The organism is Pseudomonas sp. GW456-L13, from assembly GCF_017350115.1.
Classification (GTDB): domain Bacteria; phylum Pseudomonadota; class Gammaproteobacteria; order Pseudomonadales; family Pseudomonadaceae; genus Aquipseudomonas; species Aquipseudomonas jessenii.
In genome coordinates this window covers 1,918,590-1,939,008 of record NZ_JACNAS010000002.1, presented here as the reverse complement: position 1 = coordinate 1,939,008, position 20,419 = coordinate 1,918,590, and the positions used below count along the sequence as shown (strand labels likewise).

Below are 20,419 nucleotides of genomic sequence, written 5' to 3'. Positions count from 1 at the left end.
GTTCGCGGCGTTTTTCTGCGTAAGTCCTTCTCACTCAACTAATCTTTTCTGCATGGTGGCTCGCTCGGTCAATGTCCGTCGTGCGGTTGCGCGCAGATGTGCCTGATCTTCGGTGACGGACGGAAAAAGATCGACGCTTGACAAGATTTGGGCGTAAACGTATGTTTCAAACAACTGTTTGATCGCAACAACAAATCAATGCGGTCGTTCATTCCCGGTTACATCAGCAGAGGTTTATCGCTATGCCTGACTACAAGGCCCCCTTGCGTGATATTCGCTTCGTTCGTGACGAGCTGCTCGGCTACGAAGCGCACTATCAGAGCCTTCCGGCTTGTGCCGACGCAACTCCGGACATGGTTGACGCCATTCTTGAGGAAGGCGCCAAGTTTTGTGAGCAGGTACTGGCTCCGCTGAACCGCGTGGGCGATCTCGAAGGCTGCACCTGGAGCGAGTCCGGCGTTAAGACCCCGACTGGTTTCAAGGAAGCCTACAAGCAATTCGTCGAAGGTGGCTGGCCAAGCCTGGCTCACGACGTAGAGCACGGTGGCCAAGGCCTGCCGGAGTCCCTGGGTCTGGCCATCAGCGAAATGGTTGGCGAGTCCAACTGGTCGTGGGGCATGTACCCAGGCCTGTCGCACGGTGCGATGAACACCATCTCCGAGCACGGCACCCCTGAGCAGCAAGAGGCTTACCTGACCAAGCTGGTTTCCGGCGAGTGGACCGGCACCATGTGCCTGACCGAGCCGCACTGCGGCACCGACCTTGGCATGCTGCGCACCAAGGCCGAGCCTCAGGCCGACGGTTCCTACAAGGTTTCCGGCACCAAGATCTTCATCTCGGCCGGTGAACACGACATGGCCGACAACATCGTCCACATCGTGCTGGCTCGCCTGCCGGATGCACCGGCTGGCACCAAAGGCATCTCGCTGTTCATCGTTCCGAAATTCATGCCGAACGAAGACGGTTCGATCGGTGCGCGCAACGCCGTGTCCTGTGGTTCCCTGGAACACAAAATGGGCATCCACGGCAACGCTACCTGCGTAATGAACTTCGACGGCGCTACCGGTTTCCTGATTGGCCCGGCGAACAAAGGCCTGAACTGCATGTTCACCTTCATGAACACCGCACGTCTGGGTACCGCGCTGCAAGGCCTGGCCCACGCTGAAGTCGGTTTCCAGGGTGGCCTGAAATACGCTCGCGACCGTCTGCAGATGCGCTCGCTGACGGGTCCCAAAGCGCCGGACAAAGCCGCTGACCCGATCATCGTGCACCCTGACGTACGCCGCATGCTGTTGACCATGAAGGCATTCGCCGAAGGCAACCGCGCGATGGTTTACTTCACCGCCAAGCAGGTCGACATCGTCAAGTACGGCGTGGACGAAGAAGAGAAGAAGAAAGCCGACGCACTGTTGGCGTTCATGACTCCAATCGCCAAAGCCTTCATGACCGAAGTCGGTTTCGAATCGGCCAACCACGGCGTGCAGATCTACGGCGGCCACGGCTTCATCGCCGAGTGGGGCATGGAGCAGAACGTCCGCGACAGCCGTATCTCGATGCTGTACGAAGGCACCACCGGTATCCAGGCACTCGACCTGCTGGGCCGTAAAGTGCTGATGACCCAGGGCGAGGCTCTGAAAGGCTTCACCAAGATCGTCCACAAGTTCTGCCAGACCAACGAAGGCAACGAAGCGGTTCAAGAGTTCGTCGCTCCGCTGGCCGCATTGAACAAGGAATGGGGCGAGCTGACCATGAAGGTCGGTATGGCCGCCATGAAAGATCGCGAAGAAGTCGGCGCGGCCTCCGTGGACTACCTGATGTACTCCGGTTACGCCTGCCTGGCCTACTTCTGGGCCGACATGGCGCGCCTGGCTGCCGAGAAACTGGCTGCCGGCACTTCCGAAGAGGCGTTCTACACCGCCAAGCTGCAGACTGCGCGCTTCTACTTCCAGCGCATCCTGCCGCGTACCCGCACTCACGTCGTAACCATGCTGTCGGGCGCCAACAACCTGATGGATATGAAAGAAGAGAACTTCGACCTGGGCTACTAAGCCTTAGCGAAGTACTTCAAAAAGCCGCTGCTCCTTCGGGAACAGCGGCTTTTTTGCTTTAAAGGTTGGCGGTGGAAAATGTTTGCAACGCCCTTTGAAAAATACCTCAGTAATTCACTCAGTAACTCGGGCTTCCTGCCGTTACAGTAGTTGGCACATTGCCATCTATTGATTTGACGGGTCGGAGCTTTACCCTTGCCGCGCTCATCTGCTGTACGTTTCAGTCATTTCCTGCCGTCATTGCTGCTGTTGGTGGCGGGGCTTGCGGCTGCTTACATCAAGGATCTGAACGTCTTCTTCACGTCGCTGTTCAACGTGCTGCCCACCCTGGTGTTGTTGCTCGGTGGCGCCTATTGCGCGGTGTACCGACGCCAGCGTGAACTGTTTCTGATGGTCACGGTGTACATCGCCTACTTCCTGCTCGACACCCAGACCGACTATTACCGCGACAACGGCAAGGTGCGTGACGACGCCGCGGTGGTCTTTCATTTGTGTTGCCTGCTGCTGCCGCTGCTGTTTGGCGTGTTCGCGGCGTGGCAGGAACGCACCCATCTGTTCCAGGACATGGTGGCGCGCTTCGCGGTCTTGCTGGCGGTCGGCAGCGTGGCGCTGGGGCTTGAGCAAAGTTATCCACACGCGCTGCTGATCTGGCTGTCGGAGATTCGCTGGCCTGCCTTGCATGGCGCCTGGATGAGCCTGATCCAGTTGTCCTATCCGGTGTTCATCGCTGCGTTCCTGTTGCTGGCCTGGCAATACTGGCGCAACCCGCGACCGCTGCATGCCGCGCAATGGGTGGGGCTGCTCGGGTTGTTCTGGATGTTGCCGAAAACCTTCATCCTGCCGTTCACGCTGAACATCATGTGCAGCCAGGTGATGCTGATGATCGCAGCCGCCGTTGCCCACGAGGCCTATCAAATGGCGTTCCGCGACGAACTGACCGGGCTGCCGGGCCGTCGCGCGTTGAATGAACGCATGCAACGGTTGGGGCGCAACTACGTGTTGGCCATGAGCGACGTCGACCACTTCAAGAAATTCAACGACACCCACGGCCACGACGTCGGCGACCAGGTGCTGCGACTGGTGGCCAGCAAGCTGTCGAAAATCGGCGGTGGCGGTAAGGCGTATCGCTATGGCGGCGAGGAATTTGCCCTAGTGTTTGCAGGCAAGACCCTCGAAGAGTGCATGCCGCACCTGGAAGTCATCCGCGAGTCCATCGCCACTTACAACATTCAGCTGCGCAATCAGGAAAACCGCCCGCAGGACGATAGTCAGGGGCGCCAGCGGCGTGCCGGTTCCGGTGCGTCGAGTGTGTCGGTGACGGTCAGTATCGGTGTTGCCGAACGGATCGAACAACGCACCCCCGAAGAAGTGCTCAAGTCCGCTGACCAGGCGCTCTACAGCGCCAAGGGCGCCGGGCGCAACTGCGTGATGGCGTTCGGGCAGAACCGCCGTGGCGCCGTGCGCATGGACGCCGCTACGGTTGAGTGATGATGGCGCATTCAGCGAGCGCAAAGTGATTGTGAGGCGTGGTCGGCAGCAGTAGGTTGGAGAAATCTGCCGACGGAGAATGACCATGCCCGAGTACAAAGCTCCCTTGCGCGACATGCGCTTTCTGATCGACCACGTCTTCGACTTTCACAGCAACTACGCCGCGCTGGGGGCCACCGATGCCAGCCCGGACATGGTCAATGCGATCCTCGAAGAAGGGGCGAAGTTCTGCGAAAACGTACTGTCGCCGCTGAACCGCAGTGGCGATGAAGAAGGCTGCCATTTCGACAATGGCGTGGTCACGACGCCCGCGGGCTTCAAGCAGGCATTCGCCCAATATGTCGAGGGCGGCTGGCATGGCCTGGCGGCGGATCCGGTTTACGGCGGTCAAGGGTTGCCGATCTCTCTGGGCCTGGTGATCAGCGAGATGGTGGCTTCCAGCAACACCTCATGGGGCATGTACCCCGGTCTGACCCACGGTGCGATGTCGGCGATCCATGCCCATGGTACCGAGGCGCAAAAGAAGACCTATTTGAAGAAGCTCACCGCTGGCCAATGGACCGGCACCATGTGCCTGACCGAAGCCCATTGCGGCACCGACCTGGGCATCATCAAGACCCGCGCCGTGCCTGCGGCCGATGGCAGCTACGCGATCTCCGGCAGCAAGATCTTCATCTCCGCCGGCGAGCACGACATGAGCGCCAACATCATTCACCTGGTGCTGGCCAAATTGCCGGACGCACCGGCCGGAACCAAGGGCATTTCACTGTTCATCGTGCCCAAGTACCTGCCTGATGCGACGGGGGAAGCGGGTGAGCGCAACGGCGTGTCTTGCGGCTCGATCGAACACAAAATGGGCATCAAGGCTTCGGCTACCTGCGTGCTGAACTTCGACGAGGCCAAGGGCTTCCTGATCGGCGAGCCGAACAAGGGCCTCAACTGCATGTTCACCATGATGAACCACGCGCGACTGGGCACCGGCATGCAAGGGCTGTGTCTGGGGGAGGCGAGCTTCCAGGGCGCGATCAAATACGCCAACGACCGTTTGCAGATGCGCTCGCTGACCGGCCCGAAAGCGCCGGAAAAGGTCGCCGACCCGATCATCGTGCACCCTGATGTGCGGCGGATGTTGTTGACCATGAAAGCCTTCAACGAGGGCAACCGCGCGCTGACCTACTTCACCGCACAGTTGCTCGACGTTGCACACCTGAGCCCGGACGAAACGGCGCGCCGGGATGCCGAAGACTTGCTGGCGTTCCTCACGCCAATCTGCAAAGCCTTCATGACCGACACCGGGCTGGAGGTGACCAACCATGGCATGCAGGTGTTTGGCGGCCACGGCTTCATTCGCGAATGGGGTATGGAGCAACTGGTCCGTGACTGCCGGATCGCGCCGATCTATGAGGGCACCAACGGCATTCAGGCGCTGGACCTGCTCGGGCGCAAGGTACTCGGCAGTCAGGGCAAGCTGCTGCGCGGCTTCACCAAAATCGTCCACAAGTTCTGCGCGGCGAACGCCGAACATCCACAACTGGCCGGGTATGTGGCGCAGCTCAATCAACTGAACCAGCAGTGGGGTGAATTGACCACCAGGGTCGGTATGGCGGCGATGAAAAACCCGGACGAAGTCGGTGCTGCGTCGGTGGATTACCTGATGTACAGCGGTTACATCATCCTCGGCTACCTGTGGTTGCGCATGGCACTGGTGGCTCAGGCGCAGCTCGATGCGGGCAGCGGTGATGGTGACTTTTGCCGGGCCAAACTGGCGACCAACGAGTTTTACTTCAAGCGTCTGTTGCCACGCACTGCCGCTCATCGGGCGGCCGTCGAAGCAGGTAGCGATTGCCTGATGCAACTGCCGGCGGAGCTATTTGCGCTCTGACACCTACCCTGTAGGAGCGAGCTTGCTCGCGATGGTCGTGAACGATAACGCGTAAAACCAGATGCCCAGTGGCGCCTTGGGGTTTTTCGCGAGCGAGCTCGCTCCTACAGTTTCATCCGTTCACTCCCGCCTACGGCAATGACTAAAAATAACAAAATGGTCATGAGTTGACCCTATGTGTCGCAAAAGTTGTTGAGGTACACTCCGACCCAACGAAAACACTCTTCCTGTGAATCACCTGTATAGATCTTGCGAGGTTTGCCATGGCTGACTACAAAGCGCCCCTGCGCGATATGCGCTTCGTCCTCAATGAAGTGTTCGAGGTCGCCAAACTCTGGGCTGAACTGCCTGCACTGGCCGAAACCGTCGATGCAGAAACCGTCGAAGCCATCCTGGAAGAAGCCGGCAAAGTCACCAGCAAAAGCATCGCACCGCTGAGCCGTGCCGCTGACGAAGAAGGTTGCCATTGGGCGGACGGTGCCGTCACCACGCCGGCAGGTTTCCCGCAGGCCTATCAGACCTACGCGGAAGGCGGCTGGGTCGGTGTCGGTGGTGATCCGTCCTATGGCGGCATGGGCATGCCCAAAGCCGTTTCGGCCCAGGTCGAGGAAATGGTCAACTCCGCCAGCCTGTCGTTCGGCCTGTACCCGATGCTGACCGCCGGTGCTTGCCTGTCGATCAACGCCCACGCCAGCGAAGAACTGAAAGCCGCGTACCTGCCGAACATGTACGCCGGCGTCTGGGCCGGTTCCATGTGCCTGACCGAACCCCACGCCGGTACCGACCTGGGGATCATCCGCACCAAGGCCGAGCCTCAGGCCGACGGTTCCTACAAGGTCAGCGGCACCAAGATCTTCATCACCGGTGGCGAACACGACCTGACCGAAAACATCATCCACCTGGTGCTGGCCAAGCTGCCGGATGCACCGGCGGGGCCGAAAGGCATTTCGCTGTTCCTGGTGCCGAAGTTCATGGTCAATGCCGATGGCAGCCTGGGTGCGCGCAACCCGGCCAACTGCGGTTCGATCGAGCACAAGATGGGCATCCAGGCGTCCGCCACCTGCGTGATGAACTTTGATGAAGCCGTGGGTTACCTGGTCGGCGAGCCGAACAAAGGCCTGGCGGCGATGTTCACCATGATGAACTACGAGCGTCTGGGCGTTGGTATCCAGGGCCTGGCCACGGGCGAGCGCTCGTACCAGAACGCCGTGGAATACGCCCGCGACCGTCTGCAAAGCCGTTCGCCGACCGGCGCGCAGAACAAGGACAAAGTGGCTGACCCGATCATCGTCCACCCGGACGTGCGGCGCATGCTGCTGACCATGAAAGCCTCGAACGAAGGGGGGCGTGCGTTCTCCACCTACGTGGCGATGCAACTGGACACCGCCAAGTTCAGCGAAGACGCCGCCACCCGCAAGCGCGCGGAAGACCTGGTGGCGTTGCTGACCCCCGTGGCCAAGGCGTTCCTGACCGACCTCGGCCTGGAAACCACCGTACACGGCCAGCAGATCTTCGGCGGCCACGGTTACATCCGTGAGTGGGGCCAGGAGCAACTGGTGCGTGACGTGCGCATCACCCAGATCTACGAAGGCACCAACGGCATCCAGGCGCTGGACCTGGTTGGGCGCAAGATTGTCGGCAGCGGCGGGGCGTTCTACAACCTGTTCGCCGACGAGATTCGCCACTTCACAGCGACCGCCAGCGCGGACCTCGCGGAGTTCACCAAGCCGCTGAACGACGCCGTGACTTCCCTCGATGAACTGACTGCGTGGTTGCTGGACCGGGCGAAGAGCAATCCGAACGAAATCGGCGCGGCGTCGGTCGAGTATCTGCAGGTGTTCGGCTACGTGGCCTACGCCTACATGTGGGCCCTGATGGCCAAGGCGGCATTCGGCAAGGAAGCGCAAGACGATTTCTACGCCAGCAAACTGGGCACGGCGCGCTTCTATTTTGCCCGCCTGCTGCCGCGCATTCACTCGTTGAGCGCGTCGGTGAAGGCCGGTAGCGAATCGTTGTTCCTGCTGGATGCGGGACAATTCTGATGAAGTAACGTTATGTAAGCATTCTCTTACATAACGTGCTGCTGTTCTCCCATAGATGCAAATTGGATCCAGAGCTAATCTACTTCTCATGGACGTAGCGCAGGAAGCGCAAAGCAACAACAGGGACACGTAGGATTCTGCCAGGACGGCGGAGTGAAATGGATGTCAGGGAAACAGTCTGCAAAGCCCCGCTTCGGCGGGGTTTTCTTTTGCCTGAAGAAAAGTTTTCAGCTTGGCCCATCCAGAGCCTGCGCGCTGTTCAAGCGCCCGTCCGGGCCATTTATCACTTCTTCCAGCAATGTCCGCAGCAATGCCAGCGAGGCCTGCTGCCGTTGCACATCCCGACACACCAAACCGACTTTCAGCGGCACTCGCGGTTCGCTCAAGGGTTTCCACAGCAGTTCGTGGTTGCCATGGGTCTTTTGCGAACGACCGGGCAGTACCGTCGCCAGGCGCGTGTGGGGCAGGCTGTCGAGGATGCCAGCCATGTTGTTCAATTCGGCTTGCACCTGTGGGCGACGTCCGAGGCTTGTCAGCTGTGCCTGCCAGATCTGCCTGATCTGAAACTCTTCGCCCAGCAGCAGCATCGGCAGTTCGGCAGCCTGACTCATGGACACTTTCTTGAATTCACGCAGCGGATGCTCTGCCGGGATGACCAGGGTCAGTTCGTCTTCGTACAGCATCACGCCATGCAAGCCAGGCTGGCGGGGTGGCAGGTAGCTGATGCCGATATCCAGAGAACCGTTGAGCAGTCGCCGCTCGATTTCCAGGCCGGTCAGTTCGTAGATCTGCACCACCAGATGCGGCTGCGCCTTGCGCACCCGCTCGAGCATCTGCGGAACGAGGCTGGTGTGCACGGTCTGCAATACACCGATGGCCAGGGTGCGCAGCGCCTGACCCTTGAAGTTGCCGAGCGCTTCCCGTGCCCGTTGCAGGCCATCGAGCAAAGGCAGGGCGTGGTTGTACAGCGTATGGGCTGCGAGGGTCGGCAACAGGCGTTTGCTGCTGCGCTCGAACAGGCTCACATCGAGGTTTTGCTCGAGGTGGCGGATTTGCTGGGACAGCGCCGGCTGGGAGATGGACAGGCGCTCGGCGGCCCGGCCCACGTGGCCTTCTTCATAGACCGCGACGAAATAACGCAGTTGCTTGAAATCCATAAGTATTACTTATCGAAAATGCTGGGAAATCGAAATGGCTGAACGCCTCGCCTGAGCCTAGTCTAACCGCATTCACAGGGCTTACAGGGCCACAGAGCGCGATGAATACCCTTTGCTTCGATGGTATTTACATAGGTAAGGCAAAAAACCTCAAAAGGTTTTTTTTCAGATGAATCTGTTCAGTCTGCGCCGCAGTCCTCCCAGTCTTGATGATCTGGTCATGGACGCCTCCCTGCCATCCCAAGGCGTTAACCTTTCCAGCGAGTACTTGATGCCCAGTGTCGAGCGGCCAAAACAGGTGTTTGTGCGTGGCCAGGGTTCATGGTTGTGGGACAGCGATGATCGTGCGTACCTGGATTTTTCCCAGGGCGGCGGGGCCAACAGCCTCGGTCATAGCCCTTCGGTACTGGTCAATGCAATCACAGCCCAGGCTCAGTCGCTGATCAACCCGGGTTTTGGCCTGCATAACCGCGGCATGCTCAGCCTTGCCGAACATTTGTGTGCCAGCACCGGCAGTGATCAGGCCTACCTGCTCAATACCGGCAGCGAAGCCTGCGAGGCGGCGATCAAACTGGCGCGTAAATGGGGTCAACGGCATCGCGGCGGTGCGTCGCGAATCATTGTGGCCAACAACGGTTGCCACGGCCGGAGCCTGGCGACGATTTCGGCGTCGGACAGTTCGACATTGGCCAACCGGTTCGAGCCGCAATTGCCAGGCTTCAGTCGTGTTCCGTTCAATGACCTGCCAGCGTTGCATGCGGCCGTGGATGAACGGACCGTAGCGATCATGCTCGAGCCGATCCAGAGCGAAGCCGGCGTGGTCCCGGCCACCGTGCACTATCTCAAGGGCGTTGAACGCCTGTGCCGTGAACTCGGCATTTTGCTGATCTTCGACGAAGTGCAAACCGGCATCGGCCGTTGTGGCTCCTTGCTCGCGGAACAGTCCTGCGGCGTCACGGCGGATATCGTAGTGCTCGGCAAAGGCTTGGGCGGCGGCGTGCCATTGGCCGCGCTGCTGGCGCGGGGCAAGGCTTGCTGTTTCGACATTGGCGAGTTGGCGGGTACTCATCACGGTAATGCGTTGATGACCGCGGCGGGGCTTTCGGTGCTCGATACCGTGCAGGACAAGGCTTTCCTCAAGCACGTCGCAGAGGCCGGTCAACACCTGCGTGAAGGGTTAGGGCGTTTGGCCCATCGTTACGGTCACGGCGAGTTGCGCGGACAAGGGTTGCTTTGGGGGCTGACGCTGTCGGACGACTCCGCTGACGCGGTGGTCAAGGCCGCGCTGTACGAAGGCTTGCTGCTCAATGCCCCGCAAGCCGACTGCCTGCGCTTTACCCCTGCGCTAAATGTCAGCAACGCCAACATCGATGAAATGCTCCTGCGCCTGGCGCGCGCCTTCTCCCGAGTGCGCACCGCACAATTGCAGTGCCGCAAAGGGATTGCCGTCTGATCAGGCGCGCCCTGTACACATTCCAGAACCGTCTCGCGGTAATACGCACGCCCCACGCCCGATACTTTTGGCGTGGGGCGTTTTTTTGTGGCCGGTTTTTTCCAAAGGCAGTTTCGGCTTGAGCGGTTAACACATTAATGGCTTTCTAGCGTGCATCGGCAGGGAGTGCCGGTGCCAGCGAAACGGTGTTGCTGTCGCGTTGGTTTTGATTCCTATACCACTGAGTGGTATGTTTTATGGAAGGGATGCCCATGTCACCAAGGCTGTTCAAGACAAAGCGCTTCGCAATGCAGGCTGCCAAGGCCTGGATCGGTGATGACGAGCTCAGGGAGGCATTCACCGAAATGCTCAATGGTCAGGCTGACAATTTGGGTGGCGGGGTCTGGAAGAAGCGCTTGAATGCCAACCGCCATCGCTCGATTATCCTGGCCAGGGGCGGTGCTCATTGGGTCTATCAGTTTCTGTACGCAAAAAAAGATCAGAGCAATATCAGTCCCAGGCATTTGCTCGACTTGCGAGAGTTGGCCAAGACATATGGTGGACTGACCGAAATGGAAATTCAGCAATTGCTGGATGCAAAGGAGTTTGTGGAGATACTAAATGAGTAAAAAATTCAAAAGTGAGCTATCGGAGTCGATCCACGAATCGGCCAGTGCCTTGTACGCCATAGGTGCAATCAGTAAGGCGACCATGCGTGAGTTCGATGAGTCCTGTCTTGCAAGAGTGCCGGATGCGATTCCCGCGCAGGAGATCAAGGCACTGCGCGAGCGCAACAATGTCAGCCAACCGGTGTTCGCGCGCTACCTGAACACCAGTGCTTCCACGGTCAAGCAATGGGAAGCAGGGGATAAGCACCCCAGTGGCATGGCGTTGAAGTTGCTGAGTATCGTGCGCAAACACGGTCTGGAGATACTGGCCTGAGGAATCGGGCTGAACCCTGACAAACGGCACAGGTCGATTAGCTGTAGGGCTCGACGAGTCCACCCCCAATCAGGAGCTGTCCCATGGACTTTATTCGCATCATCATCGCCATCCTGTTGCCGCCACTGGGTGTGTTTCTGCAAGTAGGATTCGGCGGGGCGTTCTGGCTGAATATTCTGCTGACGTTGTGCGGTTACATTCCGGGGATCGTGCATGCGGTGTACATCATCGCCAAGCGCTGAATTTTTGCGGCGTTAGATCGATCGCTTTCGCGGGCAAGCTGAACTGGTCAAGTAATCCCGGACACCGGTTACGGTGTTTATGCCGCTTTTTGCTCCATGGCTATTGGCGACAGATAGTTGTTGTAGCTGTGGAGCCTGGTGCGGTTGTAGTACATGAAGAAGCGCACCATATCGGTTTTGGCTTCCTCGATCTTGCTGTAGCCACTACGAGGCACCCATTCTGATTTCAGCGTGCCGAAAAATCGCTCTGTTGGAGCGTTGTCCCAGCACTGCCCGCGATGGCTCATGCTTTGCAATATGTCACGACGCTTCAGTTCTTCCTGAAACTTGCGGCTGGTGTACTGACAGCCCTGATCCGAGTGAAACATCAGTCCCGCAGGGCACGTTCGAACCTCTTGTCCGCCAATGTCGTACGGCCTTGGCTGACCAAGTTGGCGTGAAAATGCCCAATCCGATGACGCCGCGCGAGCGAAACAAATCGATGACGATGGCCAGAATGAACGCAGCGCGCCTCGGCCAACCATCAGCTGGTCACCGCGCACTTCACCGACCACCAGACCTGATCGACCTGCAGCCCGGTTTTGAAGCTTGCGCTTCGAGAACCGTACTTGGGCGGGCGACACGAACCGCTTGCCACCTCCCTTGGATGCTGAATGGTGCGGCTCGGCGTTGTTGTTACTGACAATGTTGGGCGCTCCGCTCATGGCAAGCGATCGGACAAAGGCCGTCTTCGCGATTCGCGATGTTTTGCGGACTCCCTGCCAGGTTCTGCTGATGCATGAGAGCTCTGGACGCCCTGGGCTTCGGCGCTTTCGCTGTGCAGTTCAACCAACTTTGAGCTTGAGCTTCGCGCGCGCTGATCCCGCGGTTTGGCTCGCCGTCTGAAGCCACTCCGTAAAAAGCTGCTGCGCTTCACATCGAAAACACGACACACGACACTGTCGGGAACGACTCTCTTATGGTTCCGCAATCATCGAAAACGATCGGGATCCGACATCAGAGAGCGGTAGCCTTTTTTAAGATCTCGGCTTCCATTTCCATGCGCTTTGATCTTGGCCTTAGTTTCCTGGGTCTGGCCGCTGATCTTCGGTAATCGCCTTGGTGCCTTTGACTGGCTGCCCCTCGCGCTCCTTGCGAACCTGATCGACCCAACGCCGTAAAGCGGTGGGCCCGATATCCAGCGATGCACAAACGTCTGGAACCGGGCAGTTATCATCAAGCACCATGCTGGCAGCATGCAGCTTGAACTCGCGTGAATAGACCTTTCTTTCGTTCATGGAACCTCCAAGTTGGCGAAATCATATCGCCCTTAAGAGGTGTCCGGAATTATTAGGCCAGTTCAAGCCCGCTCCCACAGGATTTGTGCACGCAGCAGAACCTGTGGGAGCGGGCTTGCCCGCGAAGGGGACGCTACCGTTTCGGCAATGAACGCAGGCTTCAGTCCACTGAATCCATCACCCGCCGATAAAACAACCACTCCTGCTCCAGCGCATGGGCCTGGTTACCGGCCTTGCGAAAGCCATGGCGTTCATCGGCGTAGTAATGCGCTTCGACCAGGATGCCTTTGTCCTGCAGTGCCGTGACCATGTCGCGGGTCTGTTGCGGGACGACCACGGCATCCAGTTCTCCTTGAAAGAAGATCATCGGCACGCGGATGTTGCCGGCATGCAGCAGCGGCGTGCGGGCAGCGTAGCGTTCGGCATCCAGTTGCGGATCGCCGATCAGCCAATCCAGATAGTCGCTTTCGAATTTGTGGGTCGCGCGCCCCAGCGCCACCGGGTCGCTGACCCCATACAGGCTAGCGCCGGCGCGGAACACGTTGTGAAAGGCCAAGGCGCAAAGGCTGGTGTAGCCGCCAGCGCTGCCGCCGCGAATGAACGCCTGGTCGCCGTCGATCAAGCCTCGCTGCTTGAGGTAACTGACCACGGCGCAGGCATCTTGCACATCAACATCACCCCAGCCCAGGTGCAGTGCCTGGCGATAGGCCCGGCCATAACCGCTGCTGCCGCGATAGTTGAGATCAGCCACGGCGAAGCCCCGCTGTGCCCAGTACTGGATACGCGGATCGAGCATCGGGTAACACGCCGAAGTCGGACCGCCATGGACGAACACCACCAATGGCGGTTTCGCCTCGCCGGTCATCGCCGGGTAGAAGAAACCGTGTGCTTCGCCTGAGCCACTTGGGTAGCGCAAGGTTTGCGGGCGGCTGATCTGTTCGGGAGCAAGCGGTGCGATGCCGCCGGCCAGCACTTGCACTTGCCGGCTCTGACGGTCGATGGCGATGACGGCGGTTGAACTGACGGGCGACGCAGCGATGCAATAGATGAACTGCTCATCCACGGCGAGATGGCGGAAGCGGCTGTAGTCGCCGGTAAAGTCTGCGCTGGCGTCGCCGCCTATACCCAGTCGGCCAAACCCGCCCTCGGTCCAACTGGCCAGATAACTGTTGTCGCTCAGCGGCAACCAGGTGCTGCCGCCGAGTTGCCAGGGCGCGGGGCCATGGTCGGCGCTGGCACTTGGCAATGGGTTCAGGCCTTTTTCAGATTCTTTCCAAGGCTGCCAGTAACCCGCGCGATCCGTCAGGCAATACAGGCGACCGCCGGCATCAAACCGCGGTTGTTGCACAGACTCTTGAGTGCCTTCGCCCGCCACACAACGGGGCTCGGCAAAGCCGCCGTTGGCGAGGCGCTCGGCAACCATCAAACGGGTCGCTGTCCATGGCTGATCCGGGCGACTCCACTCGATCCAGGCCAGGCGCCGCGCATCCGGGCTCAGCGTCGGTGCCGCGTAGAAATCAGCACCCTCGGCCAGCAAGTGACGTGCGCCATCCAACAGATCGATCGCCACCAATCGGTGTTGATCGCGGTGCTCCTCGACCGCCAGCACTTGCCCGTTGGCGAACTGTAAATCGCCATAACGGCACGCCCCGGACGTCAGCCTTTCGGGCGCTTCGTCTTGCAGTGATTGCCGATACAACTGCTGGTCGGCCTCATTGACGAAAACGATTCCATCGTCCGCCAGACAAAACGCTCCACCGCCATATTCGTACACCCGACTACGCACGCTGAACCCCGGTGGCGTCAGGCATTTCGCTGCGCCGTCACGCCAATGCCAGATCCGGCACGCAGCGTCTTCGGGGCGGTATTCGTTCCAGAACAGGCCCTGTCGACCGACCTGCAGTTCGGCAAAGTCGATACCGGCGGCCACGGCTTTGGCAGCGCTGAAAGGTTCAGCTTTTGGCGATGAGGCGTGAGTTTCGTTCATTGCGAAAGGCCAGTTGGTCGATGGTCTGGGTCGCGTGCCCGGCTTCTTCGCGAGCCTTGAGGATCACGCCGTGTTGTGGCGACTTGCTGCATACCGGGTCGGCGTTGCTTGCATCACCGGTGAGCATGAACGCCTGGCAGCGGCAGCCGCCGAAGTCTTTTTCTTTCTCGTCACAGGAGCGGCACGGCTCGGGCATCCAGTCGTACCCGCGAAAGCGGTTGAAGCCGAACGAGTCGTACCAGATGTGCTGCATGCTGTGGTCGCGCACGTTGGGAAACTGCACCGGCATCTGTCGGGCACCGTGACAGGGCAGGGCGGTTCCGTCTGGCGTGACCGTCAGGAAAATACTGCCCCAGCCGTTCATGCAGGCTTTCGGGCGTTCTTCGTAATAGTCCGGCGTGACGAAAATCAGCTTGCACGGATGCCCTTCGGCTTCCAGTTTTGCGCGGTATTCGTTGGTGATGCGTTCGGCGCGCACCAGTTGCTCCTTGGTCGGCAAAAGCCCAACGCGATTGAGTTGCGCCCAGCCGTAGAACTGGCAGGTGGCGAGCTCGACGAAGTCCGCTTCCAGTGCGATGCACAACTCGATGATGCGGTCGATCTGGTCGATATTGTGCCGATGGGTGACGAAGTTCAGCACCATCGGATAACCGTGGGCCTTCACCGCCCGGGCCATTTCCAGTTTCTGCGCGAAGGCCTTTTTCGAGCCGGCCAGCAGATTGTTCACCTGCTCGTCACTGGCCTGGAAGCTGATCTGGATGTGATCCAGGCCGGCCTTCTTGAAGTCGCTGATTTTCTGTTCGGTCAGGCCGATGCCGGAGGTGATCAGGTTGGTATAGAAACCCAGCTTGCGCGCTTCAACGATCAGCTCTGCGAGGTCCTGACGCACCAGCGGTTCGCCACCGGAAAAGCCAAGCTGCGCGGCGCCCATTTCCCGCGCTTCACGAAACACCTTGATCCACTGCTCGGTGCTCAGCTCTTTGCCTTGCTCGGCGAAATCCAGCGGATTGGAGCAGTACGGGCATTGCAGCGGGCAGCGATAGGTCAGCTCGGCGAGCAGCCACAGCGGCAAGCCGACCTCGGGTTTGGTCGGTACTTGCCTTGATGAATCAGGCAAGTTCGATCCAGTGCTGCGCACGGGCAACCTCCATGAATTGCTCGATGTCGTCTCCGAGTTCGGGCACGCCGGGAAACTGTTGGTCGAGCTCATTGATGATGGCCGCGACATCCCGTTCACCATCAATCAAACCGCCGATCAGCGCGGCACTTTCGTTGAGCTTGATCATGCCTTCCGGGTACAGCAGCACGTGGCCTTTTTGCGCCGGTTCGTACTGGAAGCGGTAGCCGGGGCGCCAGGTCGGGGTCTTGCTGCGATCGAAACTCATAAGGTGATTCCTTTGTGCCAGACCCGTTCCCCGGTCACGCTGTGATACGGCGGGCGTTTCAGTTCGTAGGCCATGCTCATGGCATCAAGCATGCTCCAAAGAATGTCCAGTTTGAACTGGAGAATTTCCAGCATGCGCTCCTGGCCTTCACGGGTGGTGTAGTGCTGCAACGTGATCGCCAGACCATGCTCGACATCACGCCGTGCCTGGCCCAGGCGCGTGCGGAAATACTCGTAGCCGGCCGGGTCGATCCATGGGTAGTGCTGGGGCCAACTGTCCAGGCGCGATTGGTGGATCTGCGGGGCGAACAGTTCGGTCAGCGAGCTGCTCGCGGCTTCCTGCCAACTGGCACGGCGGGCGAAATTGACATAGGCGTCCACGGCGAAGCGCACGCCGGGCAGTACCAGCTCCTGGGAACGCAGTTGGTCCGGGTCGAGGCCCACGGCCTGGCCCAGGCGCAGCCAGGCTTCGATGCCGCCGTCTTCACCGGGCGCACCGTCGTGGTCCAGCAGGCGTTGAATCCACTCGCGGCGGATCTCGCGGTCCGGGCAGTTAGCCAGAATGGCCGCGTCCTTCAGGGGGATGTTCACCTGATAGTAGAAACGGTTGGCGACCCAGCCCTGTATCTGTTCGCGGGTGGCCCGGCCTTCGTACATCGCCACGTGATAGGGGTGATGGATGTGGTAGTAGGCGCCCTTGGCGCGCAGGGCCGCTTCGAATTCTGCGGGGGACATCGGGGTGTCAGTCATTGCGGTTCTCCGGGGAACAACCAGGATATGTGTTGCTGCTGCCGGCCTCATCGCGAGCAAGCTCGCTCCCACAGGGGAATGCGGTCAACTGTGGGAGCGAGCTTGCTCGCGATAGGGGCATCCGCTACAGCACAATACTCATGCCGTCATACGCCACTTCAACCTGACGCCGATCCAGTTCCGCGCGTTCTGGCGAGTCTTCATCGAGAATCGGGTTGGTGTTGTTGATGTGGATAAGTACTTTGCGCTGGTTGGGCAATTGCTCAAGCACTTCGAGCATGCCATCGGGGCCGCTCTGCGCCAGGTGTCCCATCTCGCGACCGGTGCGGGTGCCGACGCCGCGACGCTGCATTTCATCGTCATCCCACAACGTTCCATCGACCAGCAGGCAATCGCTGCCGGCCATGATTTCCAGAAGCCCTGCATCCACCTTGCCCAGGCCCGGTGCGTAGAACAGTTTGCCGCCGGTGTTGAGGTCTTCGACGATCAGGCCGATGTTGTCGCCCGGATGGGGGTCGAAGCGGTGTGGTGAGTACGGCGGCGCGGCACTGCGCAACGGCAGCGGGGTGAAGCGCAGGTTCGGGCATGCCGGTACGCTGAAGCTCTGGTCGAGTTCGATGCGATTCCAGGTCAGCCCGCCATTCCAGTGGTTGAGCATGGTGAACAGCGGAAATCCGGTGCTCAGGTCTTCATGGACCATGTCGGTGCACCAGACCTGATGCGGGCACCCTTCGCGCAACATGAGCAGGCCGGTGGTGTGGTCGATCTGGCTGTCCATCAGGATGATTGCGCCGATCCCGGTATCGCGAAGGGCGCGGCCCGGCTGCATCGGGGCGAAGCCCTGGAGTTGGGCGCGGATGTCCGGGGAAGTATTGCACAGCACCCAGCTCACGCCGTCATCGGAAATCGCGATGGACGATTGCGTCCGCGCCTTGGCCCGCAGGCTGCCGTCGCGAAAGCCCGCGCAGTTCACGCAGTTGCAGTTCCACTGGGGGAAGCCGCCGCCGGCAGCGGAACCTAGAATCTGGACAAACATGGACGCTCCATCATTTCAACGCTGAAAATAAAACGCCTCGGATAACCGAGGCGTTGTGCTGCATCTCTGCCAAAGCTGAGATTAGCGGCTTGCGAAGTACATGGTGACTTCAAAGCCAATACGCAGGTCGGTGTAAGCCGGTTTGGTCCAGGCCATAAATTGAACTCCTTCAGGTAGGGTAGGACAGCGCTATCTATAGGTATAGTCCACCTCAAATCAGAGAGGTTCCAGATAGTTAGGTTGCTATGTTACTCAAAATTTCAAAGAAATTGCCCGTGAAACTTTGAGAAAGCTCCTTGCAGCCCCGGTAATGATCATTTTGCCGCTTGCCATGGCGCGCCTGGGGTAACGCTGTTGGCAAGGCACAGCCAGCCACCTTCGGCCTGATTCAGGCGTTGGGCCGCAGCCAGTAGAACGGTCCGGTCAATGCGCACAATCGCCTCGGGCAAGTGCGTCAGATAATCCGACGAGCGGCCGGCCAGTTTGCCTTGCCAGAGCAATTCGGCCGCTTGAGCCGTGGTGAGCGCAGCGCTGCAAAACTGATCCGCCAGGGCCTGGCGTTGAGCATTGAAGGTGGTGTCGTCGAGTGCGTTGATCAGTTCCGGCAATCGATTCAGGAATTGCTCGATGTGTTGCAGCAGCTCCACAGGTGCAACGCTTGGCGATTGCACGCCGAACAGCATCCCGGTTTGCCCGTGAATCTGCCGCAGGGCGCTGAACACCGCATAGCCGAGTTGCAACTCCACCCGCAGGCGTTGGTAGAACGGTGTCTGGCAGATATGCGCGAGCAAACGCCACGCGGCTTCGTCGGCCATTTCCGGGGTGGCTGCAGGACAGAACAGCAGCAACGCGTGCTCGCTGGAGGCGGTATCGACAGTGCTCCACAGATGCCGTGCAAGGATCGAAGAGGGCGGCGTCAGTTGATTGTCCGGCGTGCCGGGTATGCGGCTCAAGGCCAGGCCCATGGCCGCTTGAGTCTGAGCCGATAACCCGATGGCCAGCCCATCCCATCGCGCACTCGACCAGAGAGGCTGCACGTCATCCGAGTTCGCGGACTGCCCGAGGCAGTATTCGGGTAATGCCTTGAGCAGTTGTCGAATCGGTATTGGCGCAACGCTCGTCGATTCGGCTTGTGAGACAGCGGCGTCAGGTTTTGTCAGTTCTTTCAGCGCATGCTCCAGGACGCTGGGCATCGGTTCCTGCAGCCCGTTCAGTTTGAGCAGCCATTCGTTGCCCGATGCACTGAAGGAAAATTCCACACCGGCCTGGTGCGCGTCTTCGCGCAACGGTTGCAGGTAGTTTTCCAGCCGTGATTGAAGGTGGCTACCGGGAGCCGAGTCCAGACGCCAGCGCAGATAAATCGCGCCTTCAGCACCGTTGTCCGGCCATGCCTGGCTGAATTGCATCGGCGAACGTTCACGACGGCTGCGCGAACGGTCCTGGGCAAAAGTGCGCAGGCCTCGGTGGGCGCTGGTCTGGCCGCGAATCAATCCGGCGTTGGCTGCCGGTGCTTCGGAGCACAAGAACGGGTTGGGTGCCGGCAATTGCCATGGGCCGCTGAAGTTATCCACAGCGCCGATTTGTTGAAGGATTTGCTTGAGGGCGGTAACACCCGGCTCGGATAACCCGACTTCGCGTTGTTCGCTGTCCAGTCGGGCCAGTTGCAAGGCGCCGCTGACTTGCTGCTGGCGCTGGAGCAGGGTGGCGTACTCTTCACGCAATTGGTTCCAGTCTTGCGCGGCAAAGAAACCGAGCCAGTCCATCAAGCGTTCGCGGATGCCTGTTGCCGAGTTTGCGGTGGGCAGGGTGAATTCGATATGCAGCAAGGCTTGCCCGGCGAACTGGTACAGCGGCTGGGCTTTGAGGTGATCGGCCAGCCCGCGCTCGCGCAGGTCCGCCATTAAGCCACCGGGTTTTGCCAGGTTCAGCCAGTGGCACAGGAACGCCAACGCATCGGCAGAGAAATCGGGTAGCACTTCAAGGGCAAACAGCAGATCCAGGCGTCGCTCGCCAGTCTGTTGATAACTGTTGGTTGAGGCGTCCATCAGCGGTACTGGGGGCAGTTGAGTGGCTGTCTGGCCTTTGGCAATGACACTGCCAAAGGCTTCGGCCATTGCCTTCAACTCAACGAGACTCTGTGGCCCGGCCAGGCTCAAGGTCATTTGCCCGGTCTGGTAAAACCGCTGATAAAAATCCTGCAGCGCCTGCTGAAACTCGGGTTGTTGCAGCGGCAGACTGTCGCGATTGCCGGCATGAAAACCCCGTAGTGGATGAGCCTCGGCCAGGCCATTGAACAGCGCAAATTGCTGCTGCGCCTTGGCATCCTGCGACCAGGCGACAAACTCTGCCTGCAGCACTTCCCGTTCCCGCTGCTGGTCGTCCGGATTCATACGTGGATGGGCGAGCATGTCTGACAGACGCTCCAGCCCACCGGCAAACGCCTGGGGTGGCAGTTCGAAAAAGTAGTCCGTGGTGCGTTCGCCGGTCCGCGCGTTTACCTGGCCGCCATGACTCTGGACGTAGGCCATCAACCCTTGCCCGGCGGGAAAACGCTCAGTGCCCAGAAACAGCAGATGCTCAAGAAAGTGCGCCAGGCCGGGCCACGCCAGCGGCACATCATGGCTGCCCGCGGCGACCCGCAACGCTGCTGCGCAACGCTTTAAATCCGGGGCATGACGCAGCGTCACCCGTAGACCATTGGCCAGGGTTTCAGTGTGGGGGTGAGGGTGATTCAGCGCGGGCATGGGCACTT

At 59.8% G+C, this 20,419-nt stretch carries 18 protein-coding genes; 8 read left to right on the top strand and 10 right to left on the bottom strand.

What is annotated here, in order from left to right:
* Window positions 1–242: 242 nt before the first annotated feature.
* The 4 genes from J4D25_RS23025 (at window position 243) to J4D25_RS23010 (ending at window position 7,460) form a co-directional block, all read left to right on the top strand.
* Window positions 243–2,048: a phenylacyl-CoA dehydrogenase gene (locus J4D25_RS23025; RefSeq protein WP_057713032.1), complete on the top strand. Its 1,806-nt coding sequence runs from the start codon at window positions 243–245 to the stop codon at window positions 2,046–2,048.
* Window positions 2,049–2,243: 195 nt separating this feature from the next.
* Entirely contained in the window at window positions 2,244–3,536 is a 1,293-nt protein-coding gene (locus J4D25_RS23020) for a GGDEF domain-containing protein (protein WP_057713033.1), read from the top strand.
* An 85-nt stretch (window positions 3,537–3,621) separates the two neighbouring features.
* Entirely contained in the window at window positions 3,622–5,418 is a 1,797-nt protein-coding gene (locus tag J4D25_RS23015; protein WP_057713034.1) for an acyl-CoA dehydrogenase C-terminal domain-containing protein, read from the top strand.
* 263 nt (window positions 5,419–5,681) lie between these two features.
* Window positions 5,682–7,460 (top strand): acyl-CoA dehydrogenase C-terminal domain-containing protein, encoded by a 1,779-nt coding sequence (locus J4D25_RS23010; protein WP_057713035.1) that lies wholly within the window; start codon window positions 5,682–5,684, stop codon window positions 7,458–7,460.
* Between the two features lie 227 nt (window positions 7,461–7,687).
* On the opposite strand, the gene J4D25_RS23005 is transcribed toward J4D25_RS23010, so the two are convergent.
* The gene (locus J4D25_RS23005) at window positions 7,688–8,617 is read right to left on the bottom strand and encodes a LysR family transcriptional regulator (RefSeq protein WP_057713036.1); all 930 of its coding nucleotides are present in this window, start codon (window positions 8,615–8,617) and stop codon (window positions 7,688–7,690) included.
* Between the two features lie 169 nt (window positions 8,618–8,786).
* On the opposite strand from J4D25_RS23005, the gene J4D25_RS23000 reads away from it, so the two are divergent.
* The 4 genes from J4D25_RS23000 to J4D25_RS22985 all read left to right on the top strand — a co-directional run bounded on the left by J4D25_RS23000 (window position 8,787) and on the right by J4D25_RS22985 (window position 11,233).
* A complete protein-coding gene (locus J4D25_RS23000; protein WP_057713037.1) occupies window positions 8,787–10,070 on the top strand; it encodes an aspartate aminotransferase family protein in 1,284 nt (427 codons plus the stop codon).
* 251 nt (window positions 10,071–10,321) lie between these two features.
* A complete protein-coding gene (locus tag J4D25_RS22995) occupies window positions 10,322–10,678 on the top strand; it encodes a type II toxin-antitoxin system RelE/ParE family toxin (RefSeq protein ID WP_057713038.1) in 357 nt (118 codons plus the stop codon).
* A complete protein-coding gene (locus J4D25_RS22990) occupies window positions 10,671–10,991 on the top strand; it encodes a DNA-binding transcriptional regulator (RefSeq protein ID WP_046039442.1) in 321 nt (106 codons plus the stop codon). Before J4D25_RS22995 ends, J4D25_RS22990 begins: the two co-directional genes overlap by 8 nt.
* An 83-nt stretch (window positions 10,992–11,074) precedes the next feature.
* Window positions 11,075–11,233 carry a YqaE/Pmp3 family membrane protein gene (locus tag J4D25_RS22985; RefSeq protein ID WP_003228885.1) on the top strand — a complete coding sequence of 53 codons (159 nt, stop codon included), beginning with the start codon at window positions 11,075–11,077 and terminating at the stop codon, window positions 11,231–11,233.
* Between the two features lie 77 nt (window positions 11,234–11,310).
* Here the strand turns inward: J4D25_RS22985 and J4D25_RS22980 are convergent, their stop codons facing one another.
* The 9 genes from J4D25_RS22980 to pqqF all read right to left on the bottom strand — a co-directional run bounded on the left by J4D25_RS22980 (window position 11,311) and on the right by pqqF (window position 20,411).
* Complete coding sequence (locus tag J4D25_RS22980; protein ID WP_207253309.1) at window positions 11,311–11,937, bottom strand: integrase core domain-containing protein; 627 nt, start codon at window positions 11,935–11,937, stop codon at window positions 11,311–11,313.
* Window positions 11,938–12,291: 354 nt separating this feature from the next.
* On the bottom strand, window positions 12,292–12,510 hold the full coding sequence (locus J4D25_RS22975) for a transposase (RefSeq protein WP_207253308.1): 219 nt from the start codon (window positions 12,508–12,510) through the stop codon (window positions 12,292–12,294).
* Window positions 12,511–12,670: 160 nt separating this feature from the next.
* Complete coding sequence (locus tag J4D25_RS22970) at window positions 12,671–14,497, bottom strand: S9 family peptidase (RefSeq protein WP_057713041.1); 1,827 nt, start codon at window positions 14,495–14,497, stop codon at window positions 12,671–12,673.
* Window positions 14,463–15,635 (bottom strand): pyrroloquinoline quinone biosynthesis protein PqqE, encoded by a 1,173-nt coding sequence (gene pqqE, locus J4D25_RS22965; RefSeq protein ID WP_057713042.1) that lies wholly within the window; start codon window positions 15,633–15,635, stop codon window positions 14,463–14,465. Before pqqE ends, J4D25_RS22970 begins: the two co-directional genes overlap by 35 nt.
* Window positions 15,607–15,882: a pyrroloquinoline quinone biosynthesis peptide chaperone PqqD gene (gene pqqD, locus J4D25_RS22960; protein WP_015097086.1), complete on the bottom strand. Its 276-nt coding sequence runs from the start codon at window positions 15,880–15,882 to the stop codon at window positions 15,607–15,609. The genes pqqE and pqqD overlap by 29 nt, the downstream gene beginning before the upstream one ends.
* The gene (gene pqqC / locus J4D25_RS22955) at window positions 15,879–16,631 is read right to left on the bottom strand and encodes a pyrroloquinoline-quinone synthase PqqC (RefSeq protein ID WP_007993179.1); all 753 of its coding nucleotides are present in this window, start codon (window positions 16,629–16,631) and stop codon (window positions 15,879–15,881) included. The genes pqqD and pqqC overlap by 4 nt, the downstream gene beginning before the upstream one ends.
* A 124-nt stretch (window positions 16,632–16,755) precedes the next feature.
* On the bottom strand, window positions 16,756–17,667 hold the full coding sequence (gene pqqB / locus J4D25_RS22950) for a pyrroloquinoline quinone biosynthesis protein PqqB (protein ID WP_057713043.1): 912 nt from the start codon (window positions 17,665–17,667) through the stop codon (window positions 16,756–16,758).
* Between the two features lie 81 nt (window positions 17,668–17,748).
* Window positions 17,749–17,823, bottom strand: coding sequence for a pyrroloquinoline quinone precursor peptide PqqA (gene pqqA, locus J4D25_RS22945; RefSeq protein WP_003444522.1), 75 nt, complete (start codon window positions 17,821–17,823; stop codon window positions 17,749–17,751).
* 158 nt (window positions 17,824–17,981) lie between these two features.
* A complete protein-coding gene (pqqF, locus tag J4D25_RS22940) occupies window positions 17,982–20,411 on the bottom strand; it encodes a pyrroloquinoline quinone biosynthesis protein PqqF (protein WP_057713044.1) in 2,430 nt (809 codons plus the stop codon).
* Between the last annotated feature and the right edge of the window lie 8 nt (window positions 20,412–20,419).

What these genes read in the sequence shown, in the direction of transcription:
- pqqF (WP_057713044.1), bottom strand. Translation starts at nt 20,411, where the DNA reads ATGCCCGCGCTGAATCACCCTCACCCCCACACTGAAACCCTGGCCAAT.
- J4D25_RS22975 (WP_207253308.1), bottom strand. Translation starts at nt 12,510, where the DNA reads ATGAACGAAAGAAAGGTCTATTCACGCGAGTTCAAGCTGCATGCTGCC.
- J4D25_RS23005 (WP_057713036.1), bottom strand. Translation starts at nt 8,617, where the DNA reads ATGGATTTCAAGCAACTGCGTTATTTCGTCGCGGTCTATGAAGAAGGC.
- J4D25_RS23000 (WP_057713037.1), top strand. Translation starts at nt 8,787, where the DNA reads ATGAATCTGTTCAGTCTGCGCCGCAGTCCTCCCAGTCTTGATGATCTG.
- J4D25_RS23025 (WP_057713032.1), top strand. Translation starts at nt 243, where the DNA reads ATGCCTGACTACAAGGCCCCCTTGCGTGATATTCGCTTCGTTCGTGAC.
- pqqB (WP_057713043.1), bottom strand. Translation starts at nt 17,667, where the DNA reads ATGTTTGTCCAGATTCTAGGTTCCGCTGCCGGCGGCGGCTTCCCCCAG.
- J4D25_RS23010 (WP_057713035.1), top strand. Translation starts at nt 5,682, where the DNA reads ATGGCTGACTACAAAGCGCCCCTGCGCGATATGCGCTTCGTCCTCAAT.
- J4D25_RS22980 (WP_207253309.1), bottom strand. Translation starts at nt 11,937, where the DNA reads ATGAGCGGAGCGCCCAACATTGTCAGTAACAACAACGCCGAGCCGCAC.
- J4D25_RS22970 (WP_057713041.1), bottom strand. Translation starts at nt 14,497, where the DNA reads ATGAACGAAACTCACGCCTCATCGCCAAAAGCTGAACCTTTCAGCGCT.
- pqqC (WP_007993179.1), bottom strand. Translation starts at nt 16,631, where the DNA reads ATGACTGACACCCCGATGTCCCCCGCAGAATTCGAAGCGGCCCTGCGC.
- pqqD (WP_015097086.1), bottom strand. Translation starts at nt 15,882, where the DNA reads ATGAGTTTCGATCGCAGCAAGACCCCGACCTGGCGCCCCGGCTACCGC.
- J4D25_RS22985 (WP_003228885.1), top strand. Translation starts at nt 11,075, where the DNA reads ATGGACTTTATTCGCATCATCATCGCCATCCTGTTGCCGCCACTGGGT.
- J4D25_RS23015 (WP_057713034.1), top strand. Translation starts at nt 3,622, where the DNA reads ATGCCCGAGTACAAAGCTCCCTTGCGCGACATGCGCTTTCTGATCGAC.
- J4D25_RS22990 (WP_046039442.1), top strand. Translation starts at nt 10,671, where the DNA reads ATGAGTAAAAAATTCAAAAGTGAGCTATCGGAGTCGATCCACGAATCG.
- J4D25_RS22995 (WP_057713038.1), top strand. Translation starts at nt 10,322, where the DNA reads ATGTCACCAAGGCTGTTCAAGACAAAGCGCTTCGCAATGCAGGCTGCC.